We start from the raw sequence: 23,356 nt of genomic DNA, 5'->3' as shown, positions 1-23,356 counted from the left end.
ATAACTACAAACACGGTGTATACAACTTAATGTATACACCGTGTTTAATTTTCTAAAACTCTGCTGAACCTGTAGTTCTAGGGAATGGAATAACATCTCTTATATTCGACATTCCAGTCATATACATAAGTATTCTCTCAAATCCAAGTCCAAATCCAGAATGTTTGGTTTCACCGTATTTTCTAAGCTCAAGATACCACCAATAATCTTCTTTACTGAGTCCGAGCTCACTTATTCTATCTTCAAGAACACTGTATCTTTCCTCTCTCTGACTTCCACCTACAATTTCTCCAACTCCAGGTACAAGGAGATCTGCTGCTGCAACAGTCTTTCCATCATCATTCGCCCTCATGTAAAAAGCTTTTATGTCCTTTGGATAATCCGTTACAAATATAGGCTTTCCATATATTTTTTCAGTTAAAAACCTTTCATGTTCGGTTTGAAGATCAATTCCCCATTCCACCGGATAATCGAATTTTTGGCCACTCTTCTTAAGTACATCCACTGCCTCAGTATAAGTTATCCTTCCAAAATCTGAATTCACCACATTTTCAAGTCTTTTGAACAATCCTTTGTCTATAAATGAATTAAAGAATGCCATTTCCTCCGGTGCATTTTCCATCACATACTTTATTATATACTTAACAAGTTCTTCTGCTGTATCCATGTAATCATTCAAATCTGCAAATGCCATCTCAGGCTCTATCATCCAAAACTCTGCAGCATGCCTTCCAGTATTTGAATTTTCAGCTCTAAAAGTTGGTCCAAAAGTATAAACATTTCTAAATGCAAGTGCCATTGTTTCTGCAGACAATTGTCCACTTACGGTAAGATTTGTTTCCTTTCCGAAAAAATCCTTTGAATAATCTATCGATCCATCTCCGTTTTTAGGAACATTACAAAGATCAAGTGTTGTTACCTTAAACATCTCTCCTGCACCTTCACAATCACTTCCCGTTATAAGCGGAGTCTGGGCATAGACAAATCCTCTTTCCTGAAAAAACTTATGTACTGCATATGCTGCAATAGAGCGCACTCTGAAAACAGCAGAAAATGTATTGCTTCTTGGCCTTAAGTGTGCAATGCTTCTTAAATATTCAAGAGTATGTCTTTTTTTCTGAAGAGGATAATCGGAAGAAGACCTTCCCTCAATATTTATTTTTTTTGCTTTTATTTCAAAAGGCTGTTTTGCATTAGAAGTTATAACTACTTTTCCTTCAACTAAAATAGACGAACTTATTGGAAGTTTTGATATTTCCTTGAAATTATCAAGAGTATCATCAAAAACTATCTGAACATTTTTAAAAAACGTGCCATCATTCAACTCTATAAATCCAAATGATTTCGAGTCTCTTACAGTTCTAATCCAGCCTGAAACTTTTACATCCCGATCTGCAAACTTTTCAGTATTTCTATAAATAGACTTCACTAGTACTAATTCCATGACATGACCTCCAACATATGATTTTCACAAAAAAGCTCTTCCATCCATAAAGGGACAAAAGAGCTGCAATTCATCGGACTATACCTTAAAATTATAATATTTATATAATTTTATGTCAATAATTCTACATTCTATATTTTAATTTCTTACTTGAATTTCATCTATAACCGTATAATAATTTGGTTCTGATATTATAGTGAATTTTACATACCTTGCATTCACTGACCTGTCAAGAGTAAGATAAAATGGATATTTAGTCCCGTTCCTATCTGAAAATGGAACTGATGGTATCTGGAAAAGTCCCACCGGTTTAAAATTTACACCATCTTCTGATACCGCAACCGATGCCGCCTTTGGAAGCATCCCAAACCCTCTCGGCTCCCTGTAGCAATCAATCATGAACTGATTTACCTTATAAAGTTTCCCAAGGTCCAAATCAATATTAAATGAATTGCCATACCATGCCGCAAAAGCCTCATCCTTAACAGTCATTCCTGATGCATATTTCCCGTCCGTAAGCTTTATTTCCTTATTCAAATAATCAAAATCAGGCTGTGGACTCATATTATATCTGCTTCCCAGAGATAGAAGATTTTTTGACACCTTGAGCCCTTCTACTTTTACGGAAACTGGTCTGGCTGATTTTGATAAGTTTCCCGAGAAGTCTACAGCTTTAACCTCATAGGTATAGGTTTCAACACCTTTTTCCGGCAAAGGCTTGTCAATCATATACAAACAAAAATTTCTGCTGTCTCCTCCATATTTCCTCTGTATTGTAGGATTGTATATTAATACACCATTTCTATACACCCTATATGCACATATGTTTTTAGCATTTGTCGGCATGTTCCACGATATTTTAAACTTGTAATCTCCAATTTCCTTCACTGATAAATTTTTAGGTCTGGCAAGTCTCCTGTGTTTAAGCTTTCCCGATAAAACATATTTTTCATAATCATCATTAAATCCTGAATCAATATTATTGGGACTATAGTAATGACTGTAAGAAAAGCTCACAAATTTATCTACACACGGACTTTCAAGCTCCATCTTTTTTACAAGTTCATCCAGTGTAATACTAGAACTGTTAACATAATCAAAAGTTTCGATATTTGCCCAAAACTTAAGTCCCTTCTTAGTATCAACTGCATGCCTCAATGCAGTAAACCATTCATTTACCTGGTCTATATCAAGTCCTCCCGCCCCTACAGAGTCCTGCGGGCAAAATATATCACCCTGCTTGAAATTTACTCTTTGAAAAAAGTGTTTCCAGTTTTCGGCGTACTGCAGCGAACTGCCTGCTTCAGAATTCATAAATGGTGATATTAGAAATGGCAGTCTCTCACCTTTGGAATCAAGATAATCCAGATTCATGTTTATAGCCTTCGCAAGGGTGTCAAACTTATCTGTAGTATTAAACCTTGCGTTATCGACTTCATACGGAAAATACCACCCATAAAACGAGTTTCTGTACTTTTCATGATACTTTTTGTACAATTCATCACATATAAGATTTGTCCTATCCATCTGTTTGTTAATCCACTCGAAGTTGTTTGCAGAATTATTCCACCATTCACTGTTAAAATCAGTGCCCAAAAATACCTTAACGCCAAATTTTTCAGCCGACTTCAAACACAATTCAACCTCATCCTTGGTTCCATAAATCTTCTTCACTCCCGGAATACTGCTCTTATACGCTGTTTTTGTAATATTATGATCTGTAGAACTGATACCTGTCAAAATTACATACTCCATTTTGTTCTGCTTTAGATACTTAAACTCGTCATTCCACTTTTCCTGATTCCAGTTCTGAGTCATGTCTATCTGTATAAAAGAACCTGACAATATAGGATACCCTTTTTGTACCCTTAAAGGACTTCTAAAATAAATAATACTAAAAATTACACCAACCAGCACCAATACAGAAAGAAGTTTAATATTTTTTAGTTTCATGATTCACAATTTTCCTTTCACATCTCATATTAATTTTAAAATCAATAGAGTAATAAGTTTATGATATAATGTTTTAGATTAAAATACAAATCCCCCCTATATTGATACTGACATAGGCAGTACACTTGGGGAAATATAAAAACGGAGGAAGTATAATGTGATTCCTATGCTATCATTATATCAATAAAATTATGGAAACCAGAATAGGTGTAGTTGGAATAGTAGTAAAAAATCTTGAAAATGCAAATACTGTAAATCAGATCCTTCATTCTTTCGCCCACATAATAGTAGGAAGAATGGGAATACCTTACAGAGAGAAGAACATATCCATCATATCCATAATAGTGGATGGAACTTCAAATGAAATAAGTTCTATGACAGGCAAATTAGGTAAAATAAATGGAATAACAGTAAGAACAGCAATGACAAAAAAATAGCTTGAATTATTTTTGATTATCCTTTACAGAAAATTTTTTATAATAAATTTATCTGTAAAGGATTGCACATTGTTTCAATATCCTCTAATTTTCGTTAAAATATATATGTGGGCATTTGCAAAATAATTTTGCAATAATTATATTATTTAATTATAAGAAAGGCGGCTCTATATATGGATTTTACCAATTTATTTGAATTACAAGAAAATTTAGATGACGCACTTAGAAAAGATCAGGGACTTGAAGGGATTTCTCTTCTTTCACAAAAAACACTGGCACTTCAAGTTGAAATTGGTGAACTGGCTGATAAAACACGATGTTTTAAGTTTTGGAGCAGAAGTAAAGCTACAAACTCCTCTGCTATATTGGATCAACTTGCTAATTCTTTATATTTTATATTAGCTTTAGGATTAGAAAAACAGTTTGACAATATAAACAACGTACAAACTAAAGAAAATAATCGCAATATAACTTCTCAATTTTTAAATATATACGTAGATATAAATGATTTTTTAGTATGTTCCTCAAAGGATCATTACATAACATTACTTGAAGACTTTTTGAGTCTCTGTTCAAGTCTTGGATACTCACCTGTAGAAGTAGAAAAAACTTATAGTAAAATTTACATGAACACAAATTATATAGATGAAAAAAAATACTGCTAATCTTACTTATTCGGCCATTGAAACTCAAGTTTTAATGGCCTCTTTTAATATACCTCCACTTATAATAAATAAAATTTGGGTTAAAATAATCTATATTCTATTTATATTTCAAATATAAATCATAAAAATATAAGAAGGTGGTATAATGCTTGGAACCATATCTTCCATAATATCTGGGATGGCTATGAGTATTCAGGGCGTATTCAACACAAGGCTTGGAGAGAAAATAGGCTTCTCTGAAACAAATGCAGTCGTACAGGGAATAGCTTTTTCAATTACACTCGCAATTGCCCTTTTGACAGGCAGTGGGAATATTCACAATATAAAATCCTGCAGAAAAATATATCTGCTTGGAGGAGTTCTCGGTGTAATCATAACTTTCACTGTAATGTATGGAATAAAGACACTCGGCCCGACTCATTCCGTAGCCACAATACTTGTATCTCAGCTTATAATGGCATTTCTTATAGATCTCCTTGGACTCTTTGGCTCCAATAAAATAAAATTCAATCTGCATGAGTTGGTTGGAATAATAATGCTGATATCCGGGATAATAATACTCAAGTGGAATAAATAATCGAAAATACACCTTTATACCATCATCACACTCTCCGATATAAACATACTATAATACTAGTAAAACAATTGTTTAGGAGAATTGAATGTTTTCTATAAAAAATAAATTTGATCCGGATCTGAAGCTTGCCCTAGATAAAGGATATTATAGAAATTACAGAGTAATCATACAATGCAGTTCCCTTGTGGAAAGAGTACTGAAAAAATTGAAAAGTTACAGCTCAAACACGAACAAAAACATTTCCCTCATAAACTGTGTATGTACAGAGGTAAATTCACGGGTGCTTGAAAGAATATCCGAACTTCCAGAAGTCAAGTATATAACGTGGGACATATGCGCAAACTTATGTGCCAAAAACATAGTCTCTGCAAATAAAGTATACTCTTATGAAGAATGCAGCCTTACCGGGAAAAACATATGCATAGGCCTTGTAGATTCAGGAACATACCCTCATCCTGACCTTACCTCCGGCAAGAATAAAATAACAAGATTCATTGATCTTGTAAACAGCCTTGACTATCCCTACGATGACAACGGACACGGAACCTTTATGAGCGGCATAATAGCCTCAAACGGCAGCAATTCAAAGATTGCCTGCCGCGGTATTGCAACTGAATCCAAAATTTACTCAATAAAGGCCTTCAATTCTCTAGGATATGGATATGCATCAGACATACTCTACGCAATAGAAAAACTCATCCAGGAATCAAAAGATTTAAATTTAAAGATAATATGCCTTCCTTTTGAATTTACTTCGAGGAACAATTTTATTTTGTCATTGTTTCAGAGATTATTCGATATTGCTGTAGAAAAAGGCATGGCAGTAGTACTTCCCTCGGGAAATAGAGGCAATTACAAATACAGTATATGCGGTATCGCCACTCTAAACAACTGCATAGTGGTTGGAGGAATAGATACCTCCTCTCCAAATATAAAGCCATACGAATACTCAAGCTGTGGTCCATTTTGTAAATCTCAAAAGCCCGATCTTGTTGCAGCCTGTGTAGACATATGTTCCACAAATTCAAACACCCGGTATATATCTCAAAGGAACGGCAAAAAATTATATCCTACTTCTATAGAGAATTCTTATACTTGTTATACTGGTACCTCCTGTGCAGCTGCCTATATAAGCGGTATATGCGCACTATTGTATGAAAAAAAACCTGATCTTGGTTTTAATGATTTAATTTCACTTCTGAAAATATCATGTAAATTGTTGAGTTTTCCAAAATGGTATCAAGGCTCTGGAATGATAGATTTCAATAAGCTTTTAGCTATAAAATGATAGCTTGTTATTTAAATTTCACCCGAATAATGTTATAATAATTAATGTTAACAAATTATTTCTATTATTAATTAATATACCAAAGAGGAGGTTTCTAAAATGTTAAGTGAAAGACTTGCAACTGCTATAAACGATCAAATCAATTATGAAATGTATTCTTCAAATTTATATTTTTCAATGCAGGCATACTGCGATTCGTTGGATCTAGATGGATTTTCAAACTTTTTCAAAGTGCAAATTCAAGAAGAAAATTATCATGTTTCAAAATTTTATAATTTTCTCAATCAGACTGATTCACGGATATCAATAGGTGGCATTGATGCACCTGACAATGAATATGAATCCATACTCGATGCGTGTAAAAAGGCTCTATCCCATGAAAAAAAAGTTACAGCAAGAATATACAATCTTATGAACATAGCATCAGAAGAAAAAGAGCACGCTACAACAAGTCTCCTAAAATGGTTCATTGACGAGCAGGTAGAAGAGGAGGAAACTTTTACAAAACTAGTTAAAAAACTGGAGAGGATCGGTGAAAACCCAGCTGCCCTGTATATGCTTGATACGGAACTTCAAGCAAGAACATTCACACCGCCTGTTGACTCCGCAAATCCTGCCTAACACGTGGGAAAGGCTATAGATACTTTCTATCTACAGCCTTTATTTAAATTTACCCATATTTCTAAACTTATCATATCTTTGATTCAAAAGTTCATCTTTAGAATATTTCTTTAATATACCAATGCTTTCCACAAGTTCGTTTTTTATGACACGGGCCACTTTGTCAACATCTTTGTGTGCCCCTCCCTGAGGTTCTTTCAATACTTTATCTATTATTCCATAACTTTTTAAATCTTTGGCAGTGCACTTCATAACTTCTGCAGCTTTATTAGCTTTCGCAGCATCCCTCCACAATATTCCAGCGAAACCTTCAGGCGACAATATGGAATATACGGAGTTTTCAAGCATCCATACTTCATTTGCTACAGCAAATGCAAGTGCTCCTCCACTTCCACCTTCACCTATTACTATGGATATTACTGGCACTGAAAGATTGAACATTTCAATTAAATTATTGGCTATCGCCTGTCCCTGTCCCCTCTCTTCAGCTTCCATGCCACAGAAAGCTCCAGGTGTATCAACAAAGCATATAATTGGTCTTTCAAACTTTTCAGCCTGCTTCATAAGCCTCAGACTTTTTCTATATCCCTCAGGCTCCGGCATTCCAAAATTTCTTTTTATATTTTCAGAGGTGCTCTTGCCTTTTTGCTGTCCTATCACAGTCACAGGATCACCGTCCAAAAGCGCAATACCTCCAACTACAGACGAATCATCTCCAAAGCATCTGTCCCCATGTAATTCCATGAAATTATCACATATTCTATTTATATAATCAAGAGATGTAGGCCTCTCAACCATTCTTGCAATAGTTACCTTTTCCCAGGCAGTTTTGTCCAACCTGTCACTTATGATATTTTGAAGTTTCTCTATTTTTACCATGCGGCAAACCTCCTTCATTGAACCCTGCTATCGCCTGTCTTCATCATGGATAACAAGTATATTCTTAAGTGCCTTCTTAAGGTCCTTTCTTGGAACTATACTGTCTATAAATCCATGATCCAGCAAAAACTCGGCCTTTTGAAACCCATCCGGCAATTTCTGCCTTATGGTTTGTTCAATAACTCTTCTTCCTGCAAACCCTATAAGTGCATCAGGTTCTGAAATAATAATATCTCCAAGCATTGCAAAACTTGCCGTAACTCCACCTGTGGTAGGATCTGTAATTACAGTTACATATAAAAGTTTTTCTTTGCTTAACCTATTCAATGCTCCACTTATTTTTGCCATCTGCATAAGTGAGAACATACCCTCCTGCATCCTGGCCCCCCCTGATGTAGTAAATATAACAAGCGGGAATCTCAACTCTATTGCTTTTTCAATTGCACGTGTTATTTTCTCTCCAACTACAGAACCCATACTTCCCATCATAAAATTGCTGTCCATAAAACAAGCCACTGCATTCATATTCCCAATAGTTCCTTTGCCAGTTACAACAGCTTCCCTTAATCCCGTCTTGTCAATCATGGACTGAAGCTTGCTCTCATATCCTTCAAACTGTATTGGATTGTCTGACTGCATCTCAGCATCAAACTCTTCAAAACTGTCAGTATCCATTACAAGCTTTATTCTCTCTTTTGCACTCATTCTAAAGTGATGTCCACAATACTGGCATACCTTGTTGTTTCTTTCAAGATCATCTTTGTACAATACTTTCTTGCATTTAGTGCACTTAACCCACATACCATTTGGTATTGATGGTTGGGCTTTCACATCATTGTGAACATTCTTCAAAGACTCCTGACTTACTGTAATATACTTTCTTTTGCCAAAAAAATTATTCAACAAATACCGCGCATCTCCTTTCCAGCAAATTCATGAATCAACTCTTATATTTTAATTTTTACTATACAGGTTCTTTATAAATTTTTCAACATATTTAGTATCATAGGAACCTTTTATAAATTCATCGCTGTTTATTAAATCATACTGAAAATCAATATTTGTACTTACTCCATCTATTACAAATTCTTCAAGCGCCCTGCCCATGGTAGCAATGGCTTGTTCCCTTGTCTTTCCATATACTATGAGTTTAGCTATCATTGAATCATAATAAGGTGGTATTGTATACCCTGTATAGGCACCGCTGTCAATTCGTACATTGAAACCTCCTGGAATATACATGCTTTCTATCTTGCCCGGTGAAGGCATAAAATCGTGCTCTGTGTTTTCTGCATTTATCCTGCATTCTATAGAATGTCCTTTTATCTCTATATCATCCTGTGAAAAATCGAGCTCTTCTCCTGCTGCAATTTTAATTTGTTCTTTTACAAGATCAATTCCAGTAACCATTTCTGTGATTGCATGCTCTACCTGAATTCTTGTATTCATTTCCATAAAATAATAATTATTGTTTTTATCAAGCAAAAATTCTATAGTTCCCGCATTGTTGTAATTTACAGCCTTCGCAGCCCTTACAGCAGTCTCACCCATCTCACGTCTAAGATCTTCCGTCATCACAGGGCTTGGGGCCTCCTCCATTACCTTCTGGTTTCTTCTCTGCATGGAGCAGTCTCTTTCTCCCAAGTACACTACGTTTCCAAAGTTATCTCCAAGAATCTGAATTTCTACATGTTTTGGCCTTTCTATAAATTTTTCAAGATATATAGTGTCATCTCCAAAGGATGCCTTTGCTTCGTTTTTTGCATTTTGGTAATTTTTTATAAGATCTCTTTCTTCCTGCACTATTCTTATTCCACGTCCACCGCCACCTGCAGATGCCTTTATCATAACAGGATATCCTATCTTTTTTGCTGTTTCTACAAGCTCTTCCTCGTTTGATATTGCTCCATCTGAGCCAGGCACAACAGGAACCTTTGATTTTGTCATTATATCTCTGGCATTTGACTTATTACCCATATTTTCTATACACTCAGCACTCGGCCCTATAAATGTAATATTGCACTCCCTGCATATTCTCGCAAACTTGCTGTTTTCAGATAGGAAGCCAAAACCCGGATGTATTGCCTGAGCACCTGAAAGAACCGTAGCACTTATTATATTCTGTACATTCAAGTAGCTGTCTTTCGGTGACGGTGCTCCTATGCAGACAGCTTCATCTGCCATTTGAACATGAAGAGCATCTCTATCAGCCTCGGAATAAACTGCTACAGTCTGAATTCCCATTTCCCTGCAGGCTCTTATTATTCTTACAGCTATTTCACCCCTATTTGCAATTAATATTTTACTAAACACTTTTTAAATTCAACTCCCGATAATTTAGTTTTTATCTCCTATGAAAAACGTCAGTTCAGCTTCAGCAGCTTTCTTGTCTCCAACATAGGCAACTGCTTTTCCTATTCCTGCAGGTCCCTTGATTTTTATAATCTCAACAACAAGCCTCAGGGTATCTCCTGGAACTATCTTTCTCCTGAATTTAGCTCTGTTTATCCCGCCAAAAAATGCTATTCTGTTTTTGAATTCCTCTTTACTGAGTATTGCAACAGCTCCTGCCTGGGCAAGTGCCTCTATTGTAAGTACTCCAGGCATTACAGGTTCCTCTGGAAAATGTCCCTGGAAAAAATACTCATTTGCAGTTACATTTTTAACGGCAACAACTTTTTTCCCCGGTTCCATGTAAATAACCCTGTCGATAAGCAAAAACGGGTATCTATGCGGAATGATTTCCTTTATCTCCTTTATCCCCAAATTTACATTAAAATCTTGGTCCTCCATATTATCCTCCAATATACATTTTAGTCAGCTTAACCTTGAACTCTTATTTTGAAAAGGCACTGTCCATATTCTACCATCTGCTCATTCTTTGCAAGCACTTCCACAACTTCTCCCTCAACATCACTCGGTATTTCATTCATTATTTTCATGGCTTCAATTATACACAGAACATCACCTTTTTTTACCCTGTCGCCAACATTCACATAATCCGGCTTTTCAGGTGATGCCTTGCTGTAGAAAGTTCCTACAATCGGCGAACATATTTCTTTTATGTTTTCATCCTCTTCTTTCTCATGCTCTTGATCTTCGGAATCTTCTTTACTGGTCTCTTCCACAACTCTAGGAGTAGCCGACTCCTTCTGAATTTCCACTCCACTTGCTGAAGAATTATCAGCTCCTGAATTCTGAACCACTTTGGCTACACCTGATTCACCCTTCTTCTTCATTATTATGGAAACTTCATCCCAGTTTACTTCAAGATATCCAAGAGTTGAATTATCCATTACATTTATCATTTCTTCAACAGCCTTGAAGTCCATACTATTCACCCCACTTCTTTAATAAAATTACAGCATTATGCCCACCAAATCCAAATGAATTTGACATAGCATATTTCACATCTGCCTTTCTTGCTTCATTAGGTACATAATCAAGGTCACATTCCTCGTCTTTTTCCCTGTATCCTATAGTAGGTGGAATAATTCCATCCTGAATTGCCTTTATACATGCTATGGCCTCAACTGCCCCTGCTGCTCCAAGGAGATGTCCGGTCATTGACTTAGTAGAACTTACAGGTATTTTCTTTGCAGTCTCTCCAAACAGTCTTTTTATTGCTATTGTTTCACCTTTATCATTTGATACGGTGCTGGTTCCATGTGCGTTTATGTAAGATACTTCACTTTTATCTATCCCTGCTTCTTCTATAGCCAGCTTCATGGCAGTTGCAGCACCTTCTCCTTCCGGATCAACAGAAGTTATGTGGTAAGCATCACAAGTTGAACCATATCCAACTATTTCAGAATATATTTTAGCATTTCTCTTCTTTGCATGTTCAAGAGACTCAAGTATTACAATTCCTGAACCTTCTCCCATTACAAAACCATTTCTTTCCTTATCAAACGGAATAGATGCTCTCTTTGGATCGTCACTTTTACTAAGTGCAGTAAGTGATATAAAACCACCTATTGAAAGAGGAGTTATACAAGCTTCAGTACCCCCTGTAATTATTATATCAGCAGTTCCATTTTGTATCATTCTGTAGCCTTCTCCAATACAGTTATTGCTTGTGGCACATGCTGTAACTACTGCTGTACATACACCCTTTGCACCATACTTTATAGCTATGTTCCCAGCAGCCATATTACCTATTATCATAGGAATTAAAAGAGGACGTATCCTATTTGGTCCTTTTTCCATAAGTGTTTCATGCTCTTTTTCTATAGTCCCTATGCCACCTATTCCTGAACCTACTATAACTCCCATTCTGTGCTTGTCAACAGCATCCAAGTCAAGTTTGGAATCTTTTATAGCCTCATCTGTAGCATAAAGAGCAAATTGTGCGAATCTATCCAGTCTTCTTGCTTCTCTTCTTCCAAGATCTCTTGCAGGATCAAAATCTTTTACCTCTGCTGCAAGCTTTGCCTTAAAATCAGTAGTATCAAACTGTGTAATAAAGTCTATTCCACATTTACCATTTTTTATACTATCCCAAAATGTATCTACGTCGTTTCCTACTGGAGTAATTGCACCAATTCCTGTAACTACTACTCTGTTTTTCAATTATTTCACCAACCTTAATCTAATTTTAGGTTAAATATTGCTACATAACCATTCCACCGTCTATATTTATAACCTGACCCGTTATATAATTTGAATCCTCCGATGCCAAAAATGAAACCGCCTTTGCAACATCTTTTGATTCTCCAATTTTATTCAAAGGTATTCCAGAAAGTATTCCCTGCTTTACTTTATCCGAAAGTACATCCGTCATACTTGTTTTTATAAATCCCGGCGCAACAGCATTTACATTTATACCTCTTGATGCAAGTTCCCTTGCTGTAGACTTGGTAAGCCCTATTATTCCCGCCTTTGCAGCTGAATAATTTGCCTGACCAGCATTTCCCGTTATACCAACTACAGAAGATATATTCACTATTTTACCACTTCTTTTCCTAAGCATGACCGGTATTACATTCTTTATACAATTAAATGCGCCCTTCAGGTTTACATTTATAACTTTGTCAAAGTCTTCTTCCTTCATTCTAAGTATAAGTCCATCTTTCGTAATTCCTGCATTGTTAACAAGTATATCAACCGTTCCCATCTCTTCTGCTGCTTTCTTTATTAAATTTTCAGCATCTTTGAAAACACTTACATCTGCTTTAACTGAAATTACTCTACTTCCCAAGTCCTTTATTTCATTCTCGATACTTTCCATAGAAGAAGAATCATTTCTATAATTTAATACTATATCAGCACCCTTTGATGCCAGTTCCAATGCAATAGCCCTTCCTATACCTCTTGATGCCCCTGTAACTACGGCAACTTTTCCCTTCATGATCTTATCCATTTTATACTCTCCAATCTATCTTTTATTTATTGAGTGTTTTTACAGTAGAATTAAGAGAATCAATATCCTGAACGTTCAAAATTACGGCTTTTCTGTTGATCTTTCTTACAAATCCACTTAAAACCTTTCCCGGTCCTATTTCTATAAAAGTGTCAACTCCGCTTTTTATCATGTTTTCTATGGATTTTTGAAAATATACGGTGCTCATAACCTGTTTTTTCAGATAATCTTTTACTTTATCTTTACTTTCTATAACTTCTCCTGTAACATTGGTGAGAACAGGAACATCAAAATCTGAAACTGTTATGCCTTTAAGTTCATCATAAAGTTTTTCTGCTGCCGGCTTCATCATGGATGTATGAAATGGTCCGCTTACTGAAAGCTCTATAGCTCTTCTTGCACCTTTTTCAATGGATTTGTCAGCTGTCTTCTTCACAGCTTCCTTTTCACCTGAAATTACTATCTGCCCCGGACAATTTAAATTCGTTATCTCAACTATTCCAAAGCTTGAGCATTCACTGCATACATCCTTCATTGTATCAATATCAGATCCGATTATTGCAAACATGGCTCCCTTACCCTGAGGTACTGCCTGCTGCATGTATCTTCCCCTTTTTTTAACAAGAACAACAGCATCCTTAAAATCAATAGCATTGCTTGATACAAGTGCTGAATACTCTCCAAGACTGAGCCCTGCTGTCATGTCAGCCTTTACGCCAAAGCCTTCAAGAGCTTTGGCTGCTGAAATGCTTACAGTCAATATTGCAGGCTGCGTATTTTCAGTTTCATTCAAACGTTCTTTTGGCCCGTAGAAGCACATATCGCTTATAGAAAAGCCGAGTGCTTTGTCTGCTGTTTCAAATATTTCCCTCGACAGACTATTTTGCTCGCACAGCTCTTTTCCCATACCAACGTATTGAGCTCCCTGACCTGAAAATAAAAAACCTATTTTACCCATTTCATCCTCCTACTTAACCATGTCTTCCACTTTTGTTAAATTATCTTTAAGTCCATTGAAAATATCATTTATTATTTCATCTGCACTCTGTTCCTTGTTTACAAGTCCCGCAATCTGGCCTGCCATTACAGAACCATTGTCTATATCTCCATCTTTAGCCGCCTTTGAAAGTGCTCCTCTTCCCAACTCTTCATATTCAGCTGCAGAAGCATTTCTCTTTTCAAGAAGCTGAAACTTACGTGTGAGCTTATTCCTTATAACTCTCACCGGGTGTCCCGTAGCTCTTCCTGTAACCTGAGTATCTATATCCTTCGCCCTTAAAATTCTATCTTTATAATTCTGAGATACTGTACATTCCTTTGCAACCAAAAATCTTGTACCTACCTGTATTCCCGATGCTCCAAGCATGAAAGCTGCTCCAGCTCCCCTTCCGTCGCCTATTCCACCAGCAGCAATTACAGGTATGCTCACTGCATCTACAACCTGTGGTACAAGCGCCATTGTAGTAAGTTCTCCAACATGGCCTCCCGATTCGCATCCCTCTGCAATAACAGCATCCACTCCTGATCTTTCCATTCTTCTTGCAAGAGCAACAGACGCAACTACTGGTATGACTTTTATACCATGTTCCTTCCACATGTCTATATACTTTCCAGGATTTCCAGCCCCTGTTGTAACTACCTTTACTCCCTCTTCACATGCCATCTTTGCTATGTCCTCGGCAGTTTCTGAAAGCAACATTATATTTACTCCGAAAGGTTTGTCTGTCAGTTCCTTTGCCTTTCTTATCTCACTTCTTACCCAATCCACAGGTGCATTTCCTGTTATTATACCAATACCTCCCGCATTTGATACTGCGGAAGCGAGAGAACTATCTGCAATCCACGCCATTCCCCCCTGTATAATAGGATATTTTATATCAAGCATTTTGCAAAATCCTGAATTGATCATTATATACCTCCTTATTACATGGTGTTACTGTTTTTTTTAAGACATTCAATTCCTGTTCTTTTCGTCAAACTTGAATAAAAACTCCCCCATAGGTAAGTCCTCCTCCAAATCCCACCAGTATGATTTTATCTCCTTTTTTCAGATCACACTTTTTCATAACCTCATCAAAGGCTATACCTACACTTGCCGCAGAAGTATTGCCGTATTTGTCTAGATTCACATAAAATTTATCCGCGGACACATTCAACCTCTTGGATGCAGCTTCAATAATTCTAAGATTTGCTTGATGAGGAACTATGCATTTCACTTCATCTATGGAACTTTCCGTCTGCTTTAAAAGTTCTTTTATAACCTTCTCCATTATCTTTACTGCAAACCTGAATATTTCTTTTCCATCCATCTTTACCACAGAAAAAGTTTTTTTTACCTCACCCTCAATATAAGGATTGTTCACAGGCAGAGCTTCACATACAAGTGCATCTCCAAGAAAACCGTTTGAACCTGTCAAAACCGAAAGAACATTATTTCTATCACCCTTCCTTAATATTGCAGCGGCTGCTCCATCTCCAAATAAAATACAGGTACTTCTATCCTTCCAGTCAAGTATCTTGGAAAGAGTTTCTGCACCTATTATAAGAATAGTTTTCGCCCTACCGGACTTTATAAATTGAGTTCCTATATCCATTGCATATATGAAACCGGAGCATGCCGCAGATATGTCAAAGCATGTAGCATTGACTGCCCCTATGTTTTTTTGAACTATACATGCAGTAGATGGTATAAAATCATCCGGCGTAGCTGTGGCTGTTATTATAAAGTCGATTTCATCCGCTGATACACCCGAATTTTCAATGGCCTTAAGCGCAGCTTTTGAAGCCATTTCCGATGTCCCTTCACCTTTTGAAATTCTTCTTTGCCTTATACCGGTTCTCGTTTTTATCCATTCATCACTTGTGTCTACCACTTTGTTCAAGTCATCATTTGTCACAACATTTTCCGGCAAGTAACTTCCAGTCCCAATAATCTCTACTCTATTCATGTTTCCCCTTCTTTATATTGATTAAATATATTTTTATTTGGTTTTAACCCCTATATTGCACTTCGACTTAAAAAATCCATTTAATTTTTCAAGTGCTCCTATGAAAATGAATCTTTCTTGTTCATTTAAATCTTCTATACATTCCTTTATCATATCATAATGAAACTTTCGGTGAAGTCTATAAACAATCTTACCCTTTTTAGTAAGCATTATGTATACAATACGTCTGTCAATTTCGCTTCTAGATCGTTCAACATACTTTTTTTGTGCCAGATGATTTACAGCAGTAGTCAAAGTGCTGAGAGTTATATCAAGTTGACACGCTACATCAGTCATTTTTCTCGGAGTATACATACCAATTGCTTCTATAGTATGTATTTCTGAAATGGACAAGTCATCAAAAGAATGATATTGAACAGATTTTTGTTCTATCTGCAGTATGTCATAAAAAATGTCCACAAGCAGTTGATTTATAACACTTATACTCTTATCCACCAAATCACCTTTCTAAGTATAAAATAAACAATTTTTAATACTGCACAACCCTAAAATGTATCTGCACAAGACGTTAATTCTTTTATAAGCTCCTTAACTGTCACTATCTTATCTATCCTATATGCATTTGCACCGACAAAAACAAGAGCTTCATCCAAATTACCCTCTACAGCATTAATCAATGCCCTTGATATACAGTAAGGAGTATCTTTAGGATTACATTTTTTAAGACAATTGTAGCACTTGAGCGGAGCGATTCTGCCTTTGTCAGTTTTCTTTATAAAACTATTTCCAATTGCTCTTCCCGGAAGTCCTACAGGACTTTTTATAATCCTTATATCATCTTTTGTTGAATTTATATATGCCTTTTTATATTCCATACTTGCATCACATTCTTCCGTTGCAACAAACCGGCTTCCCATCTGTACTCCTGAAGCACCCAATTTCAAAAATCTTACAATGTCTTCTCCCGTATAAATTCCACCTGCTGCAATAACAGGAATCTTTCGATCGTATTTTTCTTCAAATACTTTAACAACCTTCAAAACATCCTGTACGATGTCTTCAAGATTCTCTTTTCCAGACTCAAGCTGACTTAGATGAAATCCAAGATGTCCACCTGCAAGTGGTCCTTCCACAACTACCATATCAGGAAGTCTCGAATGTTTTTTTATCCAACTTCTTATAATAAGTGAAGCAGCTTTTCCAGAAGATACAATCGGTGCTATCTTTATACTGCTGCCCTCTACAAGAGATGGAAGCTTAAGCGGCAGTCCCGCCCCCGATATAACAATATCCACATTTTCTTCCACACAGGTTCTCACCATTTCATCATAATCACTTACAGCGACCATTATATTTACACCAATTATTCCATTCGGACTTAAACTTCTAGCCTTTCTTACTTCCTTCCTGAGTGCCCTTACGTTTGCTTCCTTGGTATTCGTTTCAAAATCCGGTTCTCTATATCCTATCTGTACTCCGGATATCACTCCAATCGCACCTTGATTTGCTACAGCCTGACAAAGCCTGTAGCCCGAAACGCCGACACCCATACCTCCTTGTATAATGGGAACACTTGCTTTTAAATCACCTATGATAAGTGGAGGTAAACCCATTTAATCGTCTCCTTTAATATGTTTTTTTGAGTATCAAATAGTTTGATATTCAAAGTATATATTAAAAAAAAAACAGTGTCAAATAATTTAAAGTAAAATGCTGGAAGCTAAAAGTTAGATTGTTATAAGTTTTCCACTTTGATATAATTAATAATTAAGATGTACTTTTTAAATAAAGTCAATAAAAGGCGGGTAAATTATATGAGTACTTTTGTATTTAACGGTAAAGATTCAGGATATACTCCTGTTAGCAACATTTTCATAGATAAATTCATGCCAAAGGCCCGGGGGGAGTTTGTAAAAGTCTATCTTCTTGGGCTAAAATACTGCAACTGCGGTGAACTTGGCGTTAGTTCGGAAGTAATTGCAAGTGCACTTCATCTTTTAGAGACAGATGTACTCAATGCATGGAATTACTGGGAAGATGAAAGTGTAATCAAAATGGCTCCCATAGACAATATGGGAAACTACAGCATAGAGTTTCTTGATCTTTCAGAGTCTGTCAACCAAAAAACCGACAATGTGGATATAATTGAAGAGTTTAACAAAAACTCAACCAAAGATATGCTTCAGGATATAGAAAAACTTCTTGGAAGAACACTTTCTTCAAAGGAAATAACAATGTACGTAAGCTGGCTCAAGGAATTCAACTTTTCCCCGGAGATTGTACTATTATTGATACAATACTGTGTGTTAAAGAAAAAAACCGACAGCCGCTACATTGAAAAAGTTGCTATATCATGGTTTGATGCAAAAATCAAAAATATAAATGATGCTCAGATATTTATAAAAAAACACGAGGACAAATGGGTAAACATCCGTAAAATATTGAACTATCTTGGAATAAAAGACGGTGAAATTATGAAACCTCAGGAAAATCTTCTTGTAAAATGGCTTGATACTTACAACTTTTCTGTTGATATTATCTATAAGGCCTGTGATATCTGCTTTCACAGAATAAACAAGGCAGACTTCAAATACATAGACGGCATACTTGGAAGCTGGAATAAAGACAATATAAAAACTGTTGAAGATGTAGAAAAAAAAGACAAGAAAAAGGTCAGATATATAAATCCTCAGGCAAAGAACAGATCTGCCTCCAAATCAAGTACCTTCAACAATTTCAAACAGAGAAACTACAACTTCAAGGATCTCGAAAAGAAACTATTAGGATGGGATAACAATGATTAAAGGATATAACAGTGCCATTATGAACGCTTATGAAAATATCCGTGAAAAAGAAAAAAGGAAGCTTGAAGAAAGACGCAGCGAAATCAAACAGAAACTGCCAGAAGTTCTTGAAATTGAAAAAGAGATAGGATTATATTCAATTAAACTGTCCATTCATCTTTTGAATAATTCAAAGGACCGCGATAAATATTTAAAAGAAATGCGTGAAAAAATAACAGAACTGCGCATAAAAAAATCTGAGCTTTTGGTCGCACACAATTATCCCATGGATTACCTTGAACTTCAATACAAATGCAAAACATGCAAAGACACTGGTTTTGTGGGAACAAAACGCTGCAGCTGTTACAAGAAAAAACTTGTACATTTATATTACAGGAATTCAAATTTGACAAATATACTGGTAAAGAATAATTTTGAAAATTACAATCCTTTGTTGTTCTCACAGGAGAAATCCTACGGGGAGCACATAAGTCCAAGAAAAAACATACAAAATATTGCATCGAGGTGCTGGAAGTTCATTGAAAACTTTTCTTCAATAAATAGTAATTTACTATTTTACGGAAGTTCGGGGACTGGTAAAAGCTTTATGTCAAACTGCATAGCAAAAGAACTTCTCGATAAAGGCCACCTTGTAATATACAGGACAGCTGAAACTCTCATACAAAACCTAAGGGATATACGATTTTCAAATGATCAGAATTTAAAGTATTTAATCTTCAACTGTGATCTTCTTATAATAGATGATCTTGGATCCGAGCAGATAACAGACTTTTCAAAAACCGAATTGTTCAACCTGCTCAATATGAGACTTTTAAAAGAAAAGAAAATAATAATATCAACAAACTGCGATCTTGAAGAACTACTTAAAATATACTCAGAGAGAATTTCCTCAAGACTCATAGGAAATTTTGTATTATTTAAATTTTTCGGAGACGATATAAGGGTAAAACAAAACATACAGAGCAAAAACATTTAACACGTTTGCTGCTCTGTATGTTAATTTTCAGCAATAAAAAACAGCCTCAAAGGTGTTTACCTTGAAACTGTCCTGGTGCTGGTAGTAGGCATCGAACCCACGACCTACTGATTACAAGTCAGTTGCTCTACCAGCTGAGCTATACCAGCATATTTTGGCGACTTAGATGGGGATCGAACCCACGACCTCCGGCGTGACAGGCCGGCACTCTAACCATCTGAGCTACTAAGCCACTTTACATGGTGGGCACAACAGGGCTCGAACCTGTGACCCTCTGCTTGTAAGGCAGATGCTCTCCCAGCTGAGCTATGCGCCCACACAAAATGGTGACCCCTAGCAGACTTGAACTGCTGTTACCACCGTGAAAGGGTGGTGTCTTAACCGCTTGACCAAGGGGCCTCGATATTAAATTAAGCTTGTTCTTGAACCCGACATAGTCTATAATACAAAATATTTAGCTACGTGTCAACACTTTTTTTCATTTTCTCCTAATTTTATTACGATCTTATGTAATTCATTATCATAAGAGCTGTATCTTCAATTGCCCTTTTAGTAACATCTATCACTTTACAATTCAATCTTCTTATAAGCCTATCTGCAAAATCAAGCTCTTGAAGTACTCTTTCTTCATCTGCATATTTTATATTCGTAAACCGCGTATGATACCTTCCTATCCTTCTTTTTCTTATTTCTATAAGCTGAATAGGATCTATTGTAAGTGCAATTATTTTTTTCCTGTTTATCTCAAAAAGCTCCTTTGGAACAGGAACCTCCGGCATAAGAGGAATGTTTAAAGCTTTTATTCCCTTGTTTGCAAGATACATGCAAAGAGGAGTCTTCGACGTTCTTGAAAGTCCTATAAGTATTACATCTGCATATTTTATACCTGAATTGTTTTTGCTGTCGTCGTATTGAACCGCAAATTCCATTGCTTTTATCTTTTCATAGTAATTGGCATCCATACCCCAAACAGCCCCCGGCTTGTAATCGGGTATTCTATTCAATATTCTCGCTGCCATACTTATACATGGCCCAAGTATATTGTTTATCGGTATGCCGCATTCAATACATCTTCTCGTTAAAAATTCCCTCACATCCACAAGGACTATTGTAGATATTATAAGTATGTCTTCCTTTACCTTTATACTATCTATAAATTCATTTACATTTTCATAACTCTTAACATATGGAACCTTTTCTATTTTAATATTATTACAAAATTGATATGCTGTAGCACGTGCCACCTGTTCTGCAGTTTCTCCTATAGAATCCGATACTGCATATATTTTCAACATAATTTTCACCTTCTTGTATAGCTATATAATAACATATGATTTACTTATCAAGTACATTAAAGTAAAATATAAATAATTGAAATTATTTCTAATGTTTATACTAAGGATGTGTTTAACTTGTTTCATGAACTTATTATAGTAGGTGCCGGTGCTTCGGGAGTAACAGCTGCAATTACCGCAAAAGATTCAGGAATTGATACGGCTCTTCTTGAAGGCGGCGAAAGAATATGCAGAAAACTTCTTCTTACAGGTAATGGAAGATGTAATATAACAAATAAAAATATTGATACAGAAAAATATCACAGCAGTCACAAAAATTTCTTTGAATATGTACTGTCTAACTTCACCTACAAGGATACCTGTGACTTTTTTATGTCGCTCGGTCTTCCTCTTGTAACCATCGAACAGGGCAAAACTTACCCTATGTCTCTTCAAGCCTCTTCTGTAGTTGACATATTCCGCATGGCACTTAATGAGCGTGAAATCCCTGTATATATTAACTCGAAAGTCAAAAGCATAAAAAAAATCAAAAATAGATTTAAAATATCAACAAATACTGAAACCTTCGAATCCAAAAAAGTTATACTGTGTACAGGTGGAAAATCGGCTCCTTTCACAGGTTCAGACGGTACGGGATTTAAAATAGCCGGGAGCCTAAATCATGAAATAATAACTCCTATACCATCCCTCGTGCAGTTAAAACTTGAATACAACCATCTAAGAGCCCTCTCAGGCATAAAGTTCAACGGAAGTTGTACTCTTCTTGTAGACGGTACACCTTCAAGAAAAGAGTATGGCGAGATATTATTCACAGATTATGGAATATCGGGACCTCCTGTACTTCAAGTAAGCGGCATCGCCTCACGGAATCTTTCACTTGGGAAAAATGTGGATCTTGAAGTTAATATGTTTCCTAATATGTCTGAAAACCAGTTTACTGAATTTATGGAAAATCATTTGGGATTAATGTGGCACAGAAATTTGTCGGATGCTCTAATCGGCATAATAAACAAGAAAATGATACCTATATTATTGAAAGAAGCTGGAATACAAAACATTCATAAACCTGTATCCGACACCGAATGGATGGAAAAACAAAATATTTACTCTCTTATGAGATCATGGACTTTCAAAGTCTATGACACAAATTCATTTAAAAACTCCCAGGTTACATCAGGCGGTGTGGACACTTCAAATGTTAATCCGAAAACACTTGAATCCCTTATAACCAGCAATCTTTATTTTGCAGGAGAACTTCTGGATGTGGACGGAGACTGTGGTGGCTTCAACCTTCAATGGTGTTGGAGTTCAGGATTTATGGCAGGAAAGAGTGCAGCGAAAGATAAACTCTAAGGTTCAAACTTTTCCCATACTGTTTCCAAAAGACAAAGTTTTTCTCCCTCAAGATTCGATATCAGATGTATTCCAACATATTCCTCTCCCTTTTTTACAATACAGCTTGATGATTTTACCTTCTCTCCATATGTAGCTTCTTTTTTATATGTTATTTTGATATTCTTCATGGAATAAGCGATCATTATATCGGAGGGCATCGTTTCTATGGCCCAATCTATATATTTTACATTGTTTACATGCCTGTTTGTATCTATGTCACTATACCTTACATTGAATATTTTTTCCGTGGTAAAATTATCTGGAAGATGTATATTTTCTATATCTATAAATTCATCGTCTTCCCTGGTAAGTCCATACACTCTATACATATCATCAGTGATCCTCTTTGCCCTTCTTTTTTCAGTATCCATTAAAAGCCATGCTGAATTTGCACTGCATATTTCATTTTCTTTTTCATCAACTACTATAAAACTTCTATAACCATAAAATTTTCTAAGAGAATACGGAATTGTAGTAACCTTTATTTTTTCCCTGAAACCCGGATACCTTTTTATATGTATGTCCCATTTAAACAATACCCATGCTGAATTGCTTTTTTCCATATAGTCAAGTCCTCGTCCTAAATCCTGGGACTGCTTGATTGCAGTATCTTCAAAATAGTTTATAAGACTCGTTATAAGAAGTCTTTTTCTAAAATCTATTTCATAATAATTTACCTCAAACTCTTTTAATGTAGATAATTTTGTCATTA

General features: G+C 36.0%; 24 protein-coding genes and 4 tRNA genes. 8 read left to right on the top strand and 20 right to left on the bottom strand.

Annotated features, from left to right (window positions below; genetic code table 11):
• Positions 1 to 52: 52 nt before the first annotated feature.
• Together asnS and AC4CVH_RS15125 are read right to left on the bottom strand one after the other, a co-directional pair.
• Positions 53 to 1,444, bottom strand: a complete 1,392-nt coding sequence (gene asnS / locus AC4CVH_RS15130; protein WP_490788567.1) for an asparagine--tRNA ligase — start codon at positions 1,442 to 1,444, stop codon at positions 53 to 55.
• A 138-nt stretch (positions 1,445 to 1,582) separates the two neighbouring features.
• On the bottom strand, positions 1,583 to 3,397 hold the full coding sequence (locus AC4CVH_RS15125; RefSeq protein WP_490788566.1) for a DUF4434 domain-containing protein: 1,815 nt from the start codon (positions 3,395 to 3,397) through the stop codon (positions 1,583 to 1,585).
• Positions 3,398 to 3,588: 191 nt separating this feature from the next.
• Here AC4CVH_RS15125 and AC4CVH_RS15120 point away from each other — a divergent pair, with 191 nt between their 5' ends.
• From AC4CVH_RS15120 to AC4CVH_RS15100, 5 genes are all read left to right on the top strand, one after another.
• Positions 3,589 to 3,834, top strand: coding sequence for a TM1266 family iron-only hydrogenase system putative regulator (locus AC4CVH_RS15120; RefSeq protein WP_490788565.1), 246 nt, complete (start codon positions 3,589 to 3,591; stop codon positions 3,832 to 3,834).
• 173 nt (positions 3,835 to 4,007) lie between these two features.
• Positions 4,008 to 4,499, top strand: coding sequence for a dUTP diphosphatase (locus tag AC4CVH_RS15115; RefSeq protein WP_490788564.1), 492 nt, complete (start codon positions 4,008 to 4,010; stop codon positions 4,497 to 4,499).
• Between the two features lie 145 nt (positions 4,500 to 4,644).
• Entirely contained in the window at positions 4,645 to 5,076 is a 432-nt protein-coding gene (locus AC4CVH_RS15110; RefSeq protein ID WP_490788563.1) for a DMT family transporter, read from the top strand.
• An 85-nt stretch (positions 5,077 to 5,161) separates the two neighbouring features.
• Complete coding sequence (locus AC4CVH_RS15105; protein WP_490788562.1) at positions 5,162 to 6,364, top strand: S8 family serine peptidase; 1,203 nt, start codon at positions 5,162 to 5,164, stop codon at positions 6,362 to 6,364.
• Positions 6,365 to 6,463: 99 nt separating this feature from the next.
• On the top strand, positions 6,464 to 6,985 hold the full coding sequence (locus AC4CVH_RS15100; RefSeq protein WP_490788561.1) for a ferritin: 522 nt from the start codon (positions 6,464 to 6,466) through the stop codon (positions 6,983 to 6,985).
• Positions 6,986 to 7,024: 39 nt separating this feature from the next.
• Here the strand turns inward: AC4CVH_RS15100 and AC4CVH_RS15095 are convergent, their stop codons facing one another.
• The 12 genes from AC4CVH_RS15095 to AC4CVH_RS15040 all read right to left on the bottom strand — a co-directional run bounded on the left by AC4CVH_RS15095 (position 7,025) and on the right by AC4CVH_RS15040 (position 17,787).
• Positions 7,025 to 7,864 carry an acetyl-CoA carboxylase carboxyltransferase subunit alpha gene (locus AC4CVH_RS15095; RefSeq protein ID WP_490788560.1) on the bottom strand — a complete coding sequence of 280 codons (840 nt, stop codon included), beginning with the start codon at positions 7,862 to 7,864 and terminating at the stop codon, positions 7,025 to 7,027.
• A gap of 27 nt (positions 7,865 to 7,891) precedes the next feature.
• Complete coding sequence (gene accD / locus AC4CVH_RS15090; protein WP_490788559.1) at positions 7,892 to 8,770, bottom strand: acetyl-CoA carboxylase, carboxyltransferase subunit beta; 879 nt, start codon at positions 8,768 to 8,770, stop codon at positions 7,892 to 7,894.
• A gap of 48 nt (positions 8,771 to 8,818) precedes the next feature.
• Positions 8,819 to 10,177, bottom strand: coding sequence for an acetyl-CoA carboxylase biotin carboxylase subunit (locus AC4CVH_RS15085; protein WP_490788558.1), 1,359 nt, complete (start codon positions 10,175 to 10,177; stop codon positions 8,819 to 8,821).
• 24 nt (positions 10,178 to 10,201) lie between these two features.
• Positions 10,202 to 10,657, bottom strand: a complete 456-nt coding sequence (fabZ, locus tag AC4CVH_RS15080) for a 3-hydroxyacyl-ACP dehydratase FabZ (RefSeq protein WP_490788557.1) — start codon at positions 10,655 to 10,657, stop codon at positions 10,202 to 10,204.
• Between the two features lie 29 nt (positions 10,658 to 10,686).
• The gene (accB, locus tag AC4CVH_RS15075; protein ID WP_490788556.1) at positions 10,687 to 11,196 is read right to left on the bottom strand and encodes an acetyl-CoA carboxylase biotin carboxyl carrier protein; all 510 of its coding nucleotides are present in this window, start codon (positions 11,194 to 11,196) and stop codon (positions 10,687 to 10,689) included.
• Between the two features lies 1 nt (position 11,197).
• Positions 11,198 to 12,436: a beta-ketoacyl-ACP synthase II gene (gene fabF, locus AC4CVH_RS15070; RefSeq protein WP_490788555.1), complete on the bottom strand. Its 1,239-nt coding sequence runs from the start codon at positions 12,434 to 12,436 to the stop codon at positions 11,198 to 11,200.
• A gap of 40 nt (positions 12,437 to 12,476) precedes the next feature.
• Complete coding sequence (gene fabG, locus AC4CVH_RS15065; RefSeq protein WP_490788554.1) at positions 12,477 to 13,226, bottom strand: 3-oxoacyl-[acyl-carrier-protein] reductase; 750 nt, start codon at positions 13,224 to 13,226, stop codon at positions 12,477 to 12,479.
• A gap of 22 nt (positions 13,227 to 13,248) precedes the next feature.
• The gene (gene fabD, locus AC4CVH_RS15060) at positions 13,249 to 14,184 is read right to left on the bottom strand and encodes an ACP S-malonyltransferase (RefSeq protein ID WP_490788553.1); all 936 of its coding nucleotides are present in this window, start codon (positions 14,182 to 14,184) and stop codon (positions 13,249 to 13,251) included.
• A 9-nt stretch (positions 14,185 to 14,193) separates the two neighbouring features.
• Positions 14,194 to 15,135: an enoyl-[acyl-carrier-protein] reductase FabK gene (fabK, locus tag AC4CVH_RS15055; RefSeq protein WP_490788552.1), complete on the bottom strand. Its 942-nt coding sequence runs from the start codon at positions 15,133 to 15,135 to the stop codon at positions 14,194 to 14,196.
• A 64-nt stretch (positions 15,136 to 15,199) separates the two neighbouring features.
• The gene (locus AC4CVH_RS15050) at positions 15,200 to 16,174 is read right to left on the bottom strand and encodes a beta-ketoacyl-ACP synthase III (protein WP_490788551.1); all 975 of its coding nucleotides are present in this window, start codon (positions 16,172 to 16,174) and stop codon (positions 15,200 to 15,202) included.
• Between the two features lie 33 nt (positions 16,175 to 16,207).
• Positions 16,208 to 16,669, bottom strand: coding sequence for a MarR family winged helix-turn-helix transcriptional regulator (locus AC4CVH_RS15045; RefSeq protein ID WP_490788550.1), 462 nt, complete (start codon positions 16,667 to 16,669; stop codon positions 16,208 to 16,210).
• 50 nt (positions 16,670 to 16,719) lie between these two features.
• Positions 16,720 to 17,787: an NAD(P)H-dependent flavin oxidoreductase gene (locus tag AC4CVH_RS15040; protein WP_490788549.1), complete on the bottom strand. Its 1,068-nt coding sequence runs from the start codon at positions 17,785 to 17,787 to the stop codon at positions 16,720 to 16,722.
• Positions 17,788 to 17,988: 201 nt separating this feature from the next.
• Between AC4CVH_RS15040 and AC4CVH_RS15035 the strand changes: the two genes are divergently transcribed.
• Together AC4CVH_RS15035 and AC4CVH_RS15030 are read left to right on the top strand one after the other, a co-directional pair.
• The gene (locus AC4CVH_RS15035) at positions 17,989 to 18,978 is read left to right on the top strand and encodes a DnaD domain protein (protein ID WP_490788548.1); all 990 of its coding nucleotides are present in this window, start codon (positions 17,989 to 17,991) and stop codon (positions 18,976 to 18,978) included.
• Positions 18,971 to 19,954 carry an ATP-binding protein gene (locus tag AC4CVH_RS15030; protein ID WP_490788547.1) on the top strand — a complete coding sequence of 328 codons (984 nt, stop codon included), beginning with the start codon at positions 18,971 to 18,973 and terminating at the stop codon, positions 19,952 to 19,954. Before AC4CVH_RS15035 ends, AC4CVH_RS15030 begins: the two co-directional genes overlap by 8 nt.
• A 73-nt stretch (positions 19,955 to 20,027) precedes the next feature.
• Here AC4CVH_RS15030 and AC4CVH_RS15025 read toward each other — a convergent pair.
• The 5 genes from AC4CVH_RS15025 to AC4CVH_RS15005 form a co-directional block, all read right to left on the bottom strand.
• Positions 20,028 to 20,103 (bottom strand) — tRNA-Thr (locus AC4CVH_RS15025).
• Between the two features lie 6 nt (positions 20,104 to 20,109).
• Positions 20,110 to 20,186, bottom strand: a tRNA-Asp gene (locus AC4CVH_RS15020).
• Between the two features lie 8 nt (positions 20,187 to 20,194).
• Positions 20,195 to 20,270: transfer RNA gene (locus AC4CVH_RS15015), tRNA-Val, on the bottom strand.
• Between the two features lie 8 nt (positions 20,271 to 20,278).
• Positions 20,279 to 20,353 (bottom strand) — tRNA-Glu (locus AC4CVH_RS15010).
• Positions 20,354 to 20,451: 98 nt separating this feature from the next.
• Positions 20,452 to 21,249, bottom strand: a complete 798-nt coding sequence (locus AC4CVH_RS15005) for a pyruvate, water dikinase regulatory protein (protein ID WP_490788546.1) — start codon at positions 21,247 to 21,249, stop codon at positions 20,452 to 20,454.
• 117 nt (positions 21,250 to 21,366) lie between these two features.
• Between AC4CVH_RS15005 and AC4CVH_RS15000 the strand changes: the two genes are divergently transcribed.
• Complete coding sequence (locus AC4CVH_RS15000; RefSeq protein WP_490788545.1) at positions 21,367 to 22,602, top strand: BaiN/RdsA family NAD(P)/FAD-dependent oxidoreductase; 1,236 nt, start codon at positions 21,367 to 21,369, stop codon at positions 22,600 to 22,602.
• Here AC4CVH_RS15000 and AC4CVH_RS14995 read toward each other — a convergent pair.
• Positions 22,599 to 23,354 carry an acyl-[acyl-carrier-protein] thioesterase gene (locus AC4CVH_RS14995; protein WP_490788544.1) on the bottom strand — a complete coding sequence of 252 codons (756 nt, stop codon included), beginning with the start codon at positions 23,352 to 23,354 and terminating at the stop codon, positions 22,599 to 22,601. The genes AC4CVH_RS15000 and AC4CVH_RS14995 overlap by 4 nt on opposite strands.
• Between the last annotated feature and the right edge of the window lie 2 nt (positions 23,355 to 23,356).

The organism is Clostridium pabulibutyricum, from assembly GCF_058242705.1.
This window is presented reverse-complemented; position numbering and strand designations above follow the sequence as displayed.

Excerpts from the sequence above, each read along its gene's own strand:
- AC4CVH_RS15050 (WP_490788551.1), bottom strand. The coding sequence starts at position 16,174 with ATGAATAGAGTAGAGATTATTGGGACTGGAAGTTACTTGCCGGAAAAT.
- AC4CVH_RS15115 (WP_490788564.1), top strand. The coding sequence starts at position 4,008 with ATGGATTTTACCAATTTATTTGAATTACAAGAAAATTTAGATGACGCA.
- AC4CVH_RS15120 (WP_490788565.1), top strand. The coding sequence starts at position 3,589 with ATGGAAACCAGAATAGGTGTAGTTGGAATAGTAGTAAAAAATCTTGAA.
- asnS (WP_490788567.1), bottom strand. The coding sequence starts at position 1,444 with ATGGAATTAGTACTAGTGAAGTCTATTTATAGAAATACTGAAAAGTTT.
- AC4CVH_RS15125 (WP_490788566.1), bottom strand. The coding sequence starts at position 3,397 with ATGAAACTAAAAAATATTAAACTTCTTTCTGTATTGGTGCTGGTTGGT.
- AC4CVH_RS15110 (WP_490788563.1), top strand. The coding sequence starts at position 4,645 with ATGCTTGGAACCATATCTTCCATAATATCTGGGATGGCTATGAGTATT.
- AC4CVH_RS15100 (WP_490788561.1), top strand. The coding sequence starts at position 6,464 with ATGTTAAGTGAAAGACTTGCAACTGCTATAAACGATCAAATCAATTAT.
- fabK (WP_490788552.1), bottom strand. The coding sequence starts at position 15,135 with ATGATCAATTCAGGATTTTGCAAAATGCTTGATATAAAATATCCTATT.
- AC4CVH_RS15005 (WP_490788546.1), bottom strand. The coding sequence starts at position 21,249 with ATGTTGAAAATATATGCAGTATCGGATTCTATAGGAGAAACTGCAGAA.
- AC4CVH_RS15040 (WP_490788549.1), bottom strand. The coding sequence starts at position 17,787 with ATGGGTTTACCTCCACTTATCATAGGTGATTTAAAAGCAAGTGTTCCC.
- fabZ (WP_490788557.1), bottom strand. The coding sequence starts at position 10,657 with ATGGAGGACCAAGATTTTAATGTAAATTTGGGGATAAAGGAGATAAAG.
- AC4CVH_RS15035 (WP_490788548.1), top strand. The coding sequence starts at position 17,989 with ATGAGTACTTTTGTATTTAACGGTAAAGATTCAGGATATACTCCTGTT.
- AC4CVH_RS15030 (WP_490788547.1), top strand. The coding sequence starts at position 18,971 with ATGATTAAAGGATATAACAGTGCCATTATGAACGCTTATGAAAATATC.
- AC4CVH_RS15105 (WP_490788562.1), top strand. The coding sequence starts at position 5,162 with ATGTTTTCTATAAAAAATAAATTTGATCCGGATCTGAAGCTTGCCCTA.
- fabG (WP_490788554.1), bottom strand. The coding sequence starts at position 13,226 with ATGGATAAGATCATGAAGGGAAAAGTTGCCGTAGTTACAGGGGCATCA.
- AC4CVH_RS14995 (WP_490788544.1), bottom strand. The coding sequence starts at position 23,354 with ATGACAAAATTATCTACATTAAAAGAGTTTGAGGTAAATTATTATGAA.
- accB (WP_490788556.1), bottom strand. The coding sequence starts at position 11,196 with ATGGACTTCAAGGCTGTTGAAGAAATGATAAATGTAATGGATAATTCA.
- AC4CVH_RS15095 (WP_490788560.1), bottom strand. The coding sequence starts at position 7,864 with ATGGTAAAAATAGAGAAACTTCAAAATATCATAAGTGACAGGTTGGAC.
- fabD (WP_490788553.1), bottom strand. The coding sequence starts at position 14,184 with ATGGGTAAAATAGGTTTTTTATTTTCAGGTCAGGGAGCTCAATACGTT.